This window comes from Vibrio ishigakensis, from assembly GCF_024347675.1.
GTDB lineage: Bacteria > Pseudomonadota > Gammaproteobacteria > Enterobacterales > Vibrionaceae > Vibrio > Vibrio ishigakensis.
The window spans coordinates 260302-274911 of record NZ_AP024881.1 but is presented as its reverse complement, the minus strand read 5'-3'; the positions used below and the strand labels follow the sequence as shown (position 1 = coordinate 274911).

The window sequence follows — 14610 nt, the reverse complement described above, 5'->3', positions numbered from 1 at the left end:
CTACATTTCAGTCGGGGAATTTCATCTATCACAACAAGATGAAAATTTTGGCTAGACTTTGTGCACAGATAAAAAAACAACCAACCCTGTGCGTCAACAAATTAGGACACACTAATGACACATTCAACGACTCCCTCCCAAGATGTTCAGGAGATGGTCGCTCAGGCTGATACTGGAGCGAGAAACCCAAGTGGTATCCCAGGACGCATCTTGTGGCTAGTGCCTTTACTATGGTCACTGTTTCAACTGTGGTATGCCTCTCCACTGCCGTTTATCTTCAATTTCGGCATACTCAATGACACCGAAGCTCGAGCGATACACCTAACCTTTGCTATCTTCCTTGCCTTTACCGCTTATCCAGCGATGAAGACCTCGGCCCGAGATAGAATCCCTTTAATCGATTGGGTATTGGCTCTCTTAGGTAGCTTCTCTGCTGCCTATATCTATATCTTCTATACCCAGTTAGCAGGGCGCTCAGGTGCTCCAACTACACCAGATATCGTTATAGCGGTATGTGGTATGTTGCTACTTCTAGAGGCAACTCGACGTGCACTAGGGCCACCGCTGATGGTGGTAGCTGCAGTATTCCTTACTTATACTTTCGCTGGCCCTCATATGCCAGACGTTATCGCTCATAAAGGAGCGAGCCTGAACAAGGCCATGTCTCACCTATGGCTAACAACAGAAGGTGTGTTTGGTGTTGCTCTTGGGGTTTCAACCTCATTCGTATTCTTGTTTGTACTCTTTGGCGCCATGCTTGAGCGCGCCGGTGCGGGTGCTTATTTTATTAAGGTAGCCTTCTCACTGCTTGGTCATATGCGTGGCGGTCCCGCGAAAGCAGCAGTTGTGGCCTCTGGTCTATCGGGTCTAGTATCTGGTTCGTCTATCGCCAACGTAGTAACCACGGGTACTTTTACTATTCCGCTGATGAAGCGTGTTGGCTTCCCTGGCACCAAAGCAGGTGCAGTAGAAGTAGCAGCATCAACCAATGGTCAGCTTACCCCGCCTATCATGGGTGCAGCCGCATTCCTGATGGTGGAATACGTGGGTATTTCGTATGTTGAGGTTATCAAGGCGGCTCTTCTTCCAGCGCTTATCTCCTATGTTGCCCTTATCTACATCGTGCATCTAGAGGCATGTAAGGCAGGCATGCAAGGCCTTCCTCGTCGCCACAACCCTACGCTATTACAAAGCATGCTTTCGTTTACCGGCACTATTTTAGGTCTGTGTATTATCAGTGCAGCGGTTTACTACGGTATTGGGTGGACCAAAGATGTGTTTGGTGCAGCCGCTACCCCTATCGTGGCAGTGGCTTTGCTTCTTGCCTATGTGGCACTGGTGCGTATCTCATCTAAGTTCAGACACCATGCTGAGATGGATCCCGATCTTAATGAGATCCCTGAGCCGGGCCCTACGGTAAAATCTGGTCTTCACTTCCTACTACCTATCGTAGTGCTAGTATGGTGCTTGACCGTAGAGCGTTTCTCTCCAGGTCTGTCTGCATTCTGGGCTACCGTGTTTATGATCTTCATCTTGCTAACCCAGAAGCCTCTGATGGCAATATTTGCCAAAGAAGATACGCTAGTTGAGTCGTTTAAAGAGGGGGTTACCGACCTATTGGAAGCGCTCGTTTCCGGTGCTAGAAACATGATAGGTATAGGTGTAGCGACCGCGGCTGCTGGTACGGTTGTAGGTGTGGTTACCCTAACCGGTATTGGTCTGGTAATGACCGACTTCGTCGAGTTCATCTCGGGCGGTAACATTATCTTGATGCTGCTGTTTACCGCGATTATTAGCCTTGTATTGGGTATGGGTCTGCCAACCACGGCAAACTACATCGTGGTATCCACACTAATGGCACCAGTTATCGTAACCCTAGGCGCCGCACACGGCCTTATTATCCCACTTATCGCAGTACACCTATTCGTGTTCTATTTCGGTATTCTTGCGGATGACACGCCACCTGTAGGTCTGGCCGCATTTGCCGCCGCGGCTATCGCAAAATCTGACCCTATTCGCACTGGTATCCAAGGCTTTACCTACGATATCCGAACCGCGATCTTGCCATTCATGTTCGTGTTTAACACCCAGCTTCTGATGATAGGCATAGACTCATGGTGGCATCTGTTCTTGACGGTGATATCAGCAACCATAGCCATGCTGCTGTTTTCGGCAGCGACACAAGGTTGGTGGTTCACCCGCAACAAATGGTGGGAAACCATTGCCTTGCTAGTGCTAGTTTTCTCTTTCTTCCGTCCTGGTTTCTGGTGGGACATGATTTACCCAGCCAAGCTCGAGGTTCCTGCAACTCAGATAAGTGAAGTTGTAGAGCAGTTGCCAATAGGTACACCTATCGAACTTCGGGTTGAGGGTGAAAATCTTGAAGGTAAGTTCATCAGTAAAACGGTACGACTGCCATTTGAAGAGGAGGCATCTGGTGGCGAAGAGCGTATCTCATCTATGGGTCTGATGCTGTCTCAAGCAGAGAATAAAGTTACCGTTGATATGGTGGAATTTGGTTCTCCTGCAGAATCGGCCGGTATAGATTTTGATTGGGAAATCAAGCACATCATTCAACCTGCCGATCGTCCAATGAAGGAGTGGGTCTTCGTACCTGCGCTACTATTAGTGGTATTACTTGGCTTAAATCAGCGCAGACGCGCATTGAAAGGTGCGATCTCGGGATAACTTGATTTCGCTCAATGCCCCATGGGTCACACTATGGGGCAATAGTAGGACAAATAATAACGAGCACCACGAACATGTATAAACAGATTCTAGTACCTGTCGATCTCAACGAACAAGGCTTCAGCGACAAAGCACTGAAGGCTGCAGTTTGGCACGCTAAACAAAGCAACGCACAACTACACCTTTTAAATGTATTGCCGGGGATCCATATGTCGATGGTCGCCACCTACTTCCCCAAGGATGCGGTTAAAAAGATGAAAAAAGATGTTGAGGCACAACTTCGCGCCTTTGCTGATGAGTTCATCGACCCAGAATTGGTTTACAACGTGCACATTGCTGAAGGTAAGCCGTACGCAACCATTATCGACTACTCGGAGAAGCTAGGAGCCGATCTTATCGTGATGCCAAGTCATAAACGCTCGCGTATCGATAAGGTAGTGCTGGGCTCTGTAGCGAGCAAAGTGGTAGAAAACTCGCAGATAAACGTTCTGGTAATTAAGCCACACGGTTAATACAAAAAGGGTCGCTACAGCGACCCTTTTTTCATACTAGGCGGTTGTTATCTCCACCAGCGACAAAGCTCTCGATATTATCCAACAGGATATTGACCAAGCTCTGTATAGCCGAATCACTGCCCCAAGCTACATGTGGAGTGAGCAACAAATTCGGCAGATGAGCATTAGCTATCAAAGGGTTACTCTCATCAGCTGGCTCCTGGGTAAACACATCAAAGCCTGCTCCAGCAATTTCGCCCTCTTTTAATGCCTCTACTAACTCAGACTCCTCAACCAGACCACCGCGTCCGGTATTGATCAATACCGAGCTCGCTTTCATCATTTTAAGCTCTTTGCTACCAATGAGATTGGTGGTTTCCTCATTCAGAGGGCAATGCAGAGTCAGTACATCAGCTCGTTTTAAAGCATCTTCAAAGGACACGTAGCCATCACGTACATCTGTGGCCCCTTTGCGCTCAGCAAAGATAACCTGCATCCCTAGCGCCTCGCCAAGCTTGGCTACCGACTGACCTAAGCTACCAGAACCCACTACAGCCAAGGTTGAGCCTGCGATATCTGATATAGGGTGAGTAAAGAAACAAAACTGTTTTTTCTCTTGCCACACACCCTTTTGAATATCTTGGTGATAGGCAAATAGATTGCGTCTTAGGGCAAATAGCATAGCAATGACATGTTCAGGTACAGAGCGCGTCGCGTAGCCTTGAACATTACACACCCCTATACAATTCTGCTTACAGTAGTCTAAATCCACGTTATTAGTGCCCGTGGCAGACACAGCGATAAGTTTGATACTTGGGTGTTTTGCGAGAATGCTAGCGTCTAGCATTACCTTGTTAGTAATAACAATATCAGCCGACTGTAACCTCTCATCCATCTGTTCGGGTGAGGTTGAGGGGTAGCTAGTCCAAGTATGTGGAAAATCTAACTGGCGAAACTGGATATGTTCAGGAATGGTCTCCTGATCGAGAAAAACGACCTTGTACATGCTGACCTCTAGTGCTTAGGCAGACTCTTATAATCTGGGAGTGTCTGCGGTGCAGTATAGATGTCTAATACTACGGGTTTTGCTTCAGGAAAAAAGTCGCATGGCACAAACATAGATACCAATTTATCGTCTTTGGGATGATAAAAGCACAGTTCTGTGGAATGAAGCTGCAACCTTTCAGAGAAATCTTTTGCCTCATCATGGGCATAAAACTCATCACCTACAATGGGATGCCCTATCTCACTCATGTGTACTCGCAATTGATGTGATCGTCCAGTGATAGGTAGCAGGCGCACTATGCAGGTTTGTTCCTCTTGAGTCACTCTCTGGTAATCAGTGCGAGATGGCTTACCATCTTGGTTGCACACCTTTTGACGTGGTCGATTAGGCCAATCACAGATAAGGGGCAAATCCACTAGCCCCTCTCTTTCCTCAAGCTCGCCCCACACACGGGCATAATAAACCTTGTGGGTTAAGCGATACTGAAACTGCTTTTTTAGATGACGTTCGGCATCCTTAGTCAGTGCGAATAGCATCAGGCCCGAGGTCGCCATATCTAACCTATGCACCACCTGAATCTCCGGATACTCCTCAACAAGTCGGCTCCATAGGCTATCGTAGTGCTTTTCCTCGCGGCCAGGAACCGACAGCAAGCCTGCCGGTTTATTGGCGACTAGGATATGCTCGTCTTGATATACAACCTCAGTCCAAGGTTCGACAGGAGGTCGGTATTCCGTCATCGCCATACCTAACTCCTTAGTTGTGTGATACTACGATAACGCGCAATGAATCCAGTTGGATCTGAGCGTTAGAAATGTACTCTTCTAGTTGAGCAATCTGAGTCTCGATAGCGGTCACTTCCTCATCACGAATGTTCGGGTTAACCGCTTTCAGAGCAAGTAGACGTTCTAGTTCCGCATTCAGGCTATTGCGCATCTCAGTCTGTGCTTCCTGCTTCACCTGCTCATGCTTGACGCCAATCTTCTCATCGCCCGCTTTGATTAGGGCTTGGATCTGCGCCTGCACCGAGCCAACAAGCTTGCCACCCATATGACGATTGATTGGGCTTAGTTGACGGTTGAAGCTCTCAAACTCTACCTGTGCAGACAGGTCGTTTCCGTTACCGTCGAGCATAATACGGATAGGCGTTTGCGGTAAGTAGCGACCGATACCACTGCTCTTCGGTGCTTGAGCATCCACCAGATAAACCAACTCAAGCAGCATAGTGCCCACTGGCAATGCCTTGTTCTTGAGAAGCGAAACTGCAGAAGTACCCACACCCTCACTTAAAAGTAGGTCGATACCACCTTGGATCATTGGGTGCTCCCAAGACATAAAATGCATATCTTCACGCGACAGCGCCGTATCACGGTCAAAGGTGATGGTTGCACCATCGTACGGGAGACCTGGGTAGCTTGGAACTAACATATGCTCAGAAGGAGAAACAATCAGTGCATTCTCACCCTTGTCGTCTTGGTTTAGACCGATACAATCAAATAGACTCAAAGCAAAGCTAACAAACTGGGTATCACCATCTTTTGCGCCAATCTGCTTAACCAACTCATGAGCTCGCTCACCACCATTAGAGTGCATCTCAAGCAAACGATCACGACCATGCTCTAGCTGCTGCTTGAGTTCTTGGTTCAGCTTGGCAGACTCAGCAACGACATTGCTAAGCTCACTGCTGTCACCCGAAGCCACCATTTCAGTCAGCTCATAAGAGAACTTCTCATAAACGGTGCGACCGGTCGGGCAGGTCTCTGCAAAGGCGTTTAGACCTTCGTGATACCAGTGAGCCAGAACCCCTTGAGAGCTTCCCTCAAGGAAAGGTACAAAGATATCGATATCTGAGTTCTGACCGATACGGTCCAGACGACCGATACGCTGCTCAAGCAGGTCCGGGTTAAACGGCAGATCGAACATAACCAATTGATTTGCAAACTGGAAGTTACGACCCTCTGAGCCGATCTCAGAACAGATAAGTACCTGAGCGCCGCCCTCTTCTTCTGCGAAATAAGCCGCTGCTTTGTCGCGCTCTATGATGGACATACCTTCATGGAATACGGTTGCGCGAATGCCCTCGCGCTCACGCAGAGCCTGCTCTAGCTGAAGTGCTGTCTGAGCACGTGATGCAATCACTAGAATCTTATCGCCACGCTTGACCTTCACCTTTTCAATCAACCAATCTACGCGGCTATCGAACTGCCACCAGTTACCTGTATCACCCAACTCTTGGAAGATCTCTTCTGGGTAAAGCATGATGCCCGCCTGCTTTTCCATAGGCAGGTCAACATTGAACATCTTAGAAACCTTAACCGCGCGAGTGTACTGCTCAGGCATAGGCATAGGTAGCAGGTGCACACGACGCTCAGGGAAGCCTTGGATAGCGGCGCGGGTGTTTCTAAATAGCACTCGGCCCGTACCATGGCGGTCCATCAGATTATCGATAAGCTCTTGGCGAGCCAGAGCTTGCTGCTCTTCATGGTCGGTATCCGCAATCGCCTTGAACAGTGGCTCAACGTCTTGTTCTGACAAGAGCTCAGTGATCTGATTTTTAGCCTCGTTGGATAGACCAAAGCCCGAAAGAAGCTGGCCTACCGCTTCGGCTACTGGCTCATAGTTTGACTCTTCTTCAACAAAGCTTTGGTAATCGTAAAAACGGTCTGGGTCTAACAGGCGCAAACGTGCAAAGTGACTCTCACGCCCCAGCTGCTCAGGGGTTGCCGTCAATAGAAGTACTGCCGGAATAATCTTCGCTAGCGACTCTACCGCCAGATATTCAGCACTAGGAGCATCTAAGCTCCACTCGAGGTGATGGGCTTCATCCACGACCAAGAGATCCCATTTAGCTTCTAGGGCTTGCTGATGACGCTTAGGGTTGTTCTTCAAAAAGTCTAAAGAGCAAAGCACTAGCTGTTGGGTATCGAACGGGTTGTGAGCATCCGCATAAGCCTCAATACAACGCTCTTCATCAAACACAGAGAAGTGCAGGTTAAAGCGACGCATCATCTCTACTAGCCATTGGTGCTGCAGAGTCTCTGGTACCACGATAAGTACGCGCTCAGCACGACCAGCCAGTACCTGTTGATGGATGATCATGCCCGCTTCGATGGTTTTACCTAGACCTACCTCATCGGCAAGCAGCACACGCGGTGCATAACGTTTACCCACCTCATGGGCGATAAACAGTTGGTGCGGAATAAGGCCGGCACGCATCCCCTGCAGGCCGCGCATCGGGCTTTTTAGTTGTTGATATTGGTTTTGTAGGGCGCGATAGCGAAGTACAAAGTTGTCCATACGGTCAATTTGACCGGCAAACAGCTTATCTTGAGGTTTGTTGAATCGGATCTGATGGCTCAGGAAGATCTCACGAAGCTGAACATTCGTCTCTTCGGTATCGAGTCTGGTGCCCACATAGGTCAGCACACCATCTTCCTCAACCACTTCCTCTACCTGAAGCGACCAATCTTGGTGAGATTCAATCTGATCTCCCACTGCGAAGGTAACGCGAGTAATAGGCGCATCGCTAATGGCATATAGCCTCTCTTCTTCCGATGCAGCAAACATCAGTGTCACGGTACGGGCATCGATTGCCACCACTGTACCTAAGCCCAAATCACTCTCAGTATCACTAATCCAACGTTGACCAATCGCAAATGCCATTCAGCTAAAACCCTCAAAAAAATGAACTCTCTAATAGTAGAAGAAAACCGCCATGATCATGTGCAATTTCCGCCTCGTAAAAGGAGCTAAGTCACCCACAAAAAAGGGCGTCATCATATTGCATCGAGCCAAGGTGGTCACGTAAAACCTTAATTTTGTTGGGTAAAAATCATGCAATCAAACTGTCAAACTTATGAAACCAAACTACACTCAAAATGTAAGAGGTATCTAAGAAAAGACATGAGCAAAGGAGTCGCTTATGGGCGATAGCGAACGCAAAATTTTTGTACTCGACACCAACATCTTACTCCACGAACCACACGCAATATTCTCTTTCCAAGAACACGATGTCGTCATCCCGATGACAGTCCTAGAAGAACTCGACCGAATCAAAGACAGCAAGCGCGATGTTGCTCGCGATGCTCGTGTAGCGATTCGTGCGCTAGAGGACATCTTCAAGGATGCAACACCAGACCAGATCTCAGAGGGCATTTCATTCAATAGAGATTCACAAACAACGGGCTCACTCTCCATCCTTGCGGACTTTGAGCTACAAGAAACGGTGAAGGCATTCGCCGATAAAGCGGGAGATAATCGCATCCTGAATGCCGTTATCTATCTGCAGAACAAACGTTCACCTCGCGAGGTAGTGCTAGTCACCAAAGACATCAATATGCGTCTTCGTGCCAAGGGAGCAGGAGTAAGGTTTGTTGAGGATTACCGAACCGATCAACTCATCGATGATGTTCAATACCTTACCAAGGGCTTTGCCCAATACGACGGCAACTTTTGGGAATCCGTTGAAGATGTAAACTCTATCTCTCTTGCGGGTAAAACCCATCACCTGATTGACCAGAACCACCTTGAACTGCCATATGTAAACCAATATCTGCTGGATTCAGAGACTGACTTTGCAGCCAGAGTCACTGAGATAACCCCTGAGTCTGTCACCTTAAAGGACCTAAATCGTGACAAACTAATGAGTCGTCGCGCTTGGGACATCAAACCGAAGAACATCTATCAAGGCATGGCTTTAGATGCCCTACTCGACCCAGATATCGACCTAGTGATCCTGACTGGGGCTGCTGGTAGTGGTAAGACACTGCTCGCCATGGCGGCGGCATTAGAGCAGACCGTTGAGCAAAACAACTTCGATAAGATCATCGTAACCCGTAACACCCCAGATATCGGTGAATCCATCGGCTTCTTACCGGGCAACGAGGAAGAGAAGATGCTGCCGTGGCTGGCATCGGTCACCGATACCCTAGAGGCGCTGCACAAAAACGACCACTGCACTGAAGGCTCACTTCGCTACATCTGCGAAAAAGCCAACATACAGTTCAAATCCATTAACTTTATGCGCGGACGCTCCATTCAGAATGCTTTTGTGTTATTGGATGAGTGCCAAAACCTGACCGCTTCTCAGATCAAAACCATCATCACCCGTTGCGGCGAAGGCACCAAGATTGTCTGCTCGGGTAACCTAGCCCAGATTGACTCACCGTATCTAACACCGGTGACGTCAGGCTTAACCTATATGGTGGAGAGATTTAAGAACTTTGAGGGCAGCGCTAACGTGCATCTCAATGGCGTGGTGCGAAGTCGCCTAGCCGAATTTGCTGAAGAGAACCTGTAACAAAAAGGGGTTGGTGAAACACCAACCCCTTTTCAGTTTATAAGAGCTATTTGGACTCTCTCTGGTCGTAGCCCCAAGGCTGCACTAGGGTCTGGTCGACTCCTAGATGGTCCAGCACTCGAGCCACCATAAAGTCGATCAAATCCTGAATGGTCTCGGGTTTATGATAAAAACCAGGTGCCGCCGGCATTATGGTTACGCCCATCTTAGACAACTTAAGCATGTTCTCTAGATGCAAGGTAGAGAATGGGGTTTCACGAACCATAAGAATAAGCTGACCGCGCTCCTTAAGCACTACATCCGCAGCACGCTCAATCAAGTTGTCTGACATACCGTGAGAGATAGACGCAAGTGTGCCTGCTGAACACGGACACACCACCATTTGCCTAGGCGCAGCAGAGCCAGAAGCCACTGGCGAGAACCAGTCCTCTTTACCACACACCACAATCGAATCTTCGCCACATCCCAGATGCTCCACCAGCTTGCTTTGCATCGCACTAGGTCCGCTAGGCAGTTTAAGGTCATGCTCAGTAGCAAGCACCACACGCGCTGCAGAGGAGACCAGCACAAACACCTGATACTCCGCCTCAACTAGCTTTTTCAGCAACGCCAAACCATAAGGGGCACCTGAGGCGCCGGTCATTGCAAGGGTGATCTGTTTTGACTTCTTAATCATGGTCATTCGTTCGTAGATTTCGCTTCCAGAGCTTGTAACAGTTTAGTATGGATTCCTTCAAATCCGCCGTTACTCATAATCAGGATATGGTCATTAGGCTGACTGTTCTCCACCAGCGCATTCACTAACTCTTGCACCGAGTCTGATACCAGACTCGGCTGAGAACACTGCTCCGCCACCTCTTCCACAGACCAATCTATGGTCTCTGGTTGATATAGATAAACCTGATCGGCAATCTTGAGTGAGTTAGCTAAACTATCCTTATGCACGCCCATCTTCATGGTACTAGAGCGAGGCTCCACTACAGCAAGAATGCGCTGTTGACCCACCTTGTTACGCAAACCATCGAGTGTCAGCTCAATCGCTGTTGGGTGATGAGCGAAGTCATCGTAGACAGTCACACCGCCAACTTCACCCTTAAGCTCTAGACGGCGCTTGGTATTGATAAATTTAGCTAAGGCCTCGCAGGCAAGTTCAGGCACCACACCTACGTGTCTTGCCGCAGCAATCGCCATTAAGGCGTTATTCACGTTATGGTCACCCACTAGGTTCCAATTAACCTGCCCAACAACCTCACCTTGGAACAACACATCGAAGCAACTACCATCGGCACGCAGTTTATTTACTTGCCACTCTTGATGGGAAAACTCCTTCTCACTCCAACAGCCTCGCTCTAATACATCATTCAAGGCCGCATCATCGATAGGGGCAAAGATACGACCATTACCCGGAACTGTGCGCACCAAGTGATGGAACTGGCGCTTGATAGCTTCTAGGTCATCAAAGATATCTGCGTGATCGAACTCTAGGTTATTCATTATCAGGGTACGTGGATGATAGTGGACAAACTTAGAGCGCTTATCAAAGAAGGCACTATCGTACTCATCGGCCTCAACCACAAAAAATATACTCTCACCAAGGCGTGCTGATTGGTCGAAGTTTCCAAGAACACCGCCCACCAAGAAGCCTGGCTGATAGCCACAATCTTCTAGGATCCAAGCCAACATGCTTGAGGTAGTGGTTTTACCATGAGTACCCGCTACTGCCAGTACCCAACGGTCATGCAACAAGAATTCTTGAAGCCACTGAGGGCCAGAGGTGTATTTGAGGTTATGGTTAAGCACATATTCAACACATGGGTTGCCACGACTCATGGCATTACCTATCACAACAAGATCTGGTGCAGGGTCTAGTTGAGATGGGTCGTAACCCTGAATGATCTCTATCCCTTCCGATTCCAGCAAAGTGCTCATCGGAGGATAAACATTGGCGTCGCTACCAGTGACCTTATGTCCCAATTGCTTTGCCAAGACCGCTGCGCCTCCCATAAAGGTGCCGCAGATGCCTAAGATGTGAATATGCATAGTGTTTCCATTCGCTTACAGGGTATTTGCCATACTGCAAGTTATTGTGCGTGTATAAGATTTTAAGCTCAAGGTAGTTTGCAAACAGTTGACCGATTACGAGCAAAAACTACACAGCTCTCAACATGAGAGCGTAGTCATTCAACTCAATTTATAAAAATTAAAAAATATGTGAGTCTGATCGCTTAGTTTTTGACTCGTAATATGTTTTGTAGTGTAGATTTGTAGTGTACTATCGCTTAAAAAAAGAACTTGTCATACAAATAGAACGGAACTACCCCCAATGTCCAATCTTAGAACTCTTGGCGAATTCATCATTGAGAAACAGCATGATTTCCCCCATGCAAGTGGTGAACTTTCGTCGCTTTTGTCCTCTATTAACCTAGCGGCTAAGGTCGTACACCGTGAAATCAACAAGGCTGGCCTAGTTGATATTACAGGCGCTGCAGGTGAAGAGAACATTCAAGGTGAAGCTCAACAAAAGCTAGACGTACTAGCAAACGATACCTTCAAGGCTGCGCTAGAAAATCGCGATCAGGTTTGTGGTATTGCCAGTGAAGAAGAAGATTACGCAGTAGCCTTCGACAGCGAACTGAACCAAAAAGCTAAATACGTGGTGCTAATGGATCCACTAGATGGCTCTAGCAACATCGATGTAAACGTATCTGTAGGTACTATCTTCTCTATCTACCGCCGCCTATCTCCAATCGGTGGTCCGGCAGAGGATCGTGACTTCCTACAGCCTGGTACTGAGCAGGTTGCATCTGGTTACGTGATCTACGGTTCATCTACCATGCTGGTTTACACAACTGGTAAGGGTGTACACGGCTTTACCTACGACCCATCTATCGGTTCATTCTGCCTATCACACGAAGATATGCGTGTTCCTCAACAGGGTTACATCTACTCTATCAACGAAGGTAACTACATCAACTTCCCGACTGGAGTGAAGAAGTACATCAAATACTGTCAGGAAGAAGACGAAGCAGGCAAGCGCCCATATACCTCTCGCTATATTGGCTCTCTAGTATCTGACTTCCACCGTAACCTTCTGCTTGGTGGTATATTCCTATACCCAAGCACACGTGCTTATCCGAAAGGCAAGCTGCGTCTACTGTACGAATGCAACCCAATGGCATTCCTAATTGAGCAAGCTGGCGGTATGGCGACTGATGGTGTTCAACGCATCATGGAGATCAAGCCGGAAGAACTGCACCAACGTGTTCCGTTCTTTGTGGGCTCGACCAACATGATTGAAACTCTACACGGTTTCCTTCGCGATAACCCAGACCACTAATAAAAATGGGCGTCCTCGACGCCCATTTTTTTTATTTCTGATCAACCCAGATTATCTGCTCGGTATCAAAGCCGAGACTTTTCGCCTGCGCAATAAAGTCTTGTTTAAGCTCATCACTCACTTGTGGTGTGCGCGAAAGAAACCATAGGTAATCGTGGTTTGGTCCCGATATAAAGGCGTACTGATAGTCTTGCTTGTCTAGCTCAAACACCACGTAAGAGCCGTAGAAAGGGCCAAAGAAAGAGACCTTGAGATAGCCAGTGTCTTCAGCTTCAACAAAATAAGCCTTACCCTCTGCACTCTTCCACTCGTCATCCTCAACCAAGTAGCCCTGATTGAGCACCTTTACTCCGCCGTCCTCTCGCATCGAGTAATCGGCTGTGACCTGATTCATTCCCCGCTCAAACGAATGATCCAAGCGCGCAACCTCATACCATTTTCCGAGATAACGCTCGAGCTCAAAGTCATTAACCGGCGTGACTTTCTCTGGTAGGCCCACACAGCCTGTGAGTAGCATTGTCATTAATACACTTATCCATAACTTCATATCTTTCTTCCTCTGCATCCATGCACATTTTCTAGATTACCCTACCAAAGGCGAGGTGTTTCAAAATTTTCACCGTTTGCTGTCGTAACTCACACCTTGAAGGATTAATCTGACAAAAAAACCTTACGAAACAAAACGATGAAAAGATTACTTATCACTGGATTGACAGGCACTTTAGCTCCGGTCGTTGCTGACTATTTCGAATTACTAGGCTGGGAAGTCATTGGTTGGGATCATCACAGCATCTCTCCTGACGATGAAAGTGCGAGTCGCACATTCATATCTGAAACTAACCCTGACGCCATCTGTCATCTTGCAATGGGAAGTGAAGAGTGGGCCGCTTGGCTAGCTAACTGGGCGAAAGAAAACCAACGTCCTTACCTCTTTACCAGCACGGCTATGGTGTTCGATGCAGAGCACAATGGTCCTTACCAGATAGAGAGCCCGAGAGAGGGCAATGACCCCTATGGGCAATACAAGATCCGCTGTGAAGATGCCATCTGGCAGGCAAACCCAGATGCTATGATAGCTCGCTTAGGTTGGCAGATAGGAGATAAGCGCGGCGGAAACAACATGTTGGAATTTCTGCATGCCATAATGGATGAGCACGGTAAGATCGATGCTAGCTCAGCCTGGATCCCAGCAACCTCTCACATGAAGCATACCGCTGAGGTGCTGTTCAAGTTAATCGAGAAAAATGAAGCTGGTCTGTATCATGTGGACAGCAATGCACAAACCGGTTGGAACTTTGCGCAACTGGTTAAGGCTTTGGCTAAATACCATAATCAGCCTTGGGTGGTTGCTGAGAATCAAGACTACAAACACGATCAGCGCCTGCTCGATAAACGCATACAGACGCGACCACTAACGGACTGGCTAATTCCTTAAATTCCAATCTCCGGACTCTATCGCCTTACCGCTCTCTGCACCCTGGTATAGATAGATCCAAGCCTCCCCATACGGAGTATCTATGGTCTCACGTCGATACTCCGTTGGTACATCCTCAAGGATATCTAGCTTACCTAGCACTTCGTCGCTAATGCGATATACTTCGCCAACGATGGCATCATGGCCGTCCACTAGTCCCGGATAAGCACCTAGATCAAACAGAGCAAATTCTGGCTTGGTCTCAAACATGCCCAGCAACTCGCTCTGCTCTAAGAAGTAGTGGTTGCTCTCCCCTTGACGCAGGGTTCCATAAACAAAAACCAGATGTTGCATCTTCCTTGCTCCAAAACC

General features: G+C 48.0%; 12 protein-coding genes. 5 read left to right on the top strand and 7 right to left on the bottom strand.

Annotated features, from left to right (window positions below):
- The first annotated feature begins 114 nt into the window (after nt 1-114).
- The gene (locus tag Pcarn_RS01360; protein WP_261834619.1) at nt 115-2688 is read left to right on the top strand and encodes a TRAP transporter permease; all 2574 of its coding nucleotides are present in this window, start codon (nt 115-117) and stop codon (nt 2686-2688) included.
- Between the two features lie 74 nt (nt 2689-2762).
- Nucleotides 2763-3200 (top strand): universal stress protein, encoded by a 438-nt coding sequence (locus tag Pcarn_RS01355; protein ID WP_261834618.1) that lies wholly within the window; start codon nt 2763-2765, stop codon nt 3198-3200.
- 31 nt (nt 3201-3231) lie between these two features.
- Here the strand turns inward: Pcarn_RS01355 and Pcarn_RS01350 are convergent, their stop codons facing one another.
- Genes Pcarn_RS01350 through rapA form a run of 3 tightly spaced genes read right to left on the bottom strand, consistent with a single transcriptional unit; the run spans nt 3232 to nt 7851 of the window.
- Nucleotides 3232-4188, bottom strand: a complete 957-nt coding sequence (locus Pcarn_RS01350) for a D-2-hydroxyacid dehydrogenase (RefSeq protein WP_261834617.1) — start codon at nt 4186-4188, stop codon at nt 3232-3234.
- 8 nt (nt 4189-4196) lie between these two features.
- Nucleotides 4197-4934 (bottom strand): bifunctional tRNA pseudouridine(32) synthase/23S rRNA pseudouridine(746) synthase RluA, encoded by a 738-nt coding sequence (gene rluA, locus Pcarn_RS01345; RefSeq protein WP_261834616.1) that lies wholly within the window; start codon nt 4932-4934, stop codon nt 4197-4199.
- 10 nt (nt 4935-4944) lie between these two features.
- Nucleotides 4945-7851, bottom strand: coding sequence for an RNA polymerase-associated protein RapA (gene rapA, locus Pcarn_RS01340; protein WP_261834615.1), 2907 nt, complete (start codon nt 7849-7851; stop codon nt 4945-4947).
- Between the two features lie 259 nt (nt 7852-8110).
- Between rapA and Pcarn_RS01335 the strand changes: the two genes are divergently transcribed.
- Nucleotides 8111-9487 carry a PhoH family protein gene (locus Pcarn_RS01335; protein ID WP_261834614.1) on the top strand — a complete coding sequence of 459 codons (1377 nt, stop codon included), beginning with the start codon at nt 8111-8113 and terminating at the stop codon, nt 9485-9487.
- A gap of 46 nt (nt 9488-9533) precedes the next feature.
- On the opposite strand, the gene Pcarn_RS01330 is transcribed toward Pcarn_RS01335, so the two are convergent.
- Both Pcarn_RS01330 and mpl read right to left on the bottom strand, forming a co-directional pair.
- Nucleotides 9534-10163, bottom strand: coding sequence for a flavin prenyltransferase UbiX (locus Pcarn_RS01330; RefSeq protein WP_390904459.1), 630 nt, complete (start codon nt 10161-10163; stop codon nt 9534-9536).
- A gap of 2 nt (nt 10164-10165) precedes the next feature.
- Nucleotides 10166-11527: a UDP-N-acetylmuramate:L-alanyl-gamma-D-glutamyl-meso-diaminopimelate ligase gene (gene mpl / locus Pcarn_RS01325; protein ID WP_261834613.1), complete on the bottom strand. Its 1362-nt coding sequence runs from the start codon at nt 11525-11527 to the stop codon at nt 10166-10168.
- A 283-nt stretch (nt 11528-11810) separates the two neighbouring features.
- Between mpl and fbp the strand changes: the two genes are divergently transcribed.
- Complete coding sequence (gene fbp / locus Pcarn_RS01320; RefSeq protein ID WP_261834612.1) at nt 11811-12824, top strand: class 1 fructose-bisphosphatase; 1014 nt, start codon at nt 11811-11813, stop codon at nt 12822-12824.
- A 31-nt stretch (nt 12825-12855) separates the two neighbouring features.
- On the opposite strand, the gene Pcarn_RS01315 is transcribed toward fbp, so the two are convergent.
- Nucleotides 12856-13371 carry a lipocalin family protein gene (locus Pcarn_RS01315; protein WP_261834611.1) on the bottom strand — a complete coding sequence of 172 codons (516 nt, stop codon included), beginning with the start codon at nt 13369-13371 and terminating at the stop codon, nt 12856-12858.
- A gap of 138 nt (nt 13372-13509) precedes the next feature.
- Here Pcarn_RS01315 and Pcarn_RS01310 point away from each other — a divergent pair, with 138 nt between their 5' ends.
- A complete protein-coding gene (locus Pcarn_RS01310) occupies nt 13510-14259 on the top strand; it encodes a sugar nucleotide-binding protein (protein ID WP_261834610.1) in 750 nt (249 codons plus the stop codon).
- Here the strand turns inward: Pcarn_RS01310 and Pcarn_RS01305 are convergent.
- The gene (locus Pcarn_RS01305) at nt 14248-14592 is read right to left on the bottom strand and encodes a gamma-glutamylcyclotransferase family protein (protein WP_261834609.1); all 345 of its coding nucleotides are present in this window, start codon (nt 14590-14592) and stop codon (nt 14248-14250) included. The two genes, Pcarn_RS01310 and Pcarn_RS01305, sit on opposite strands and share 12 nt — an antisense overlap.
- Between the last annotated feature and the right edge of the window lie 18 nt (nt 14593-14610).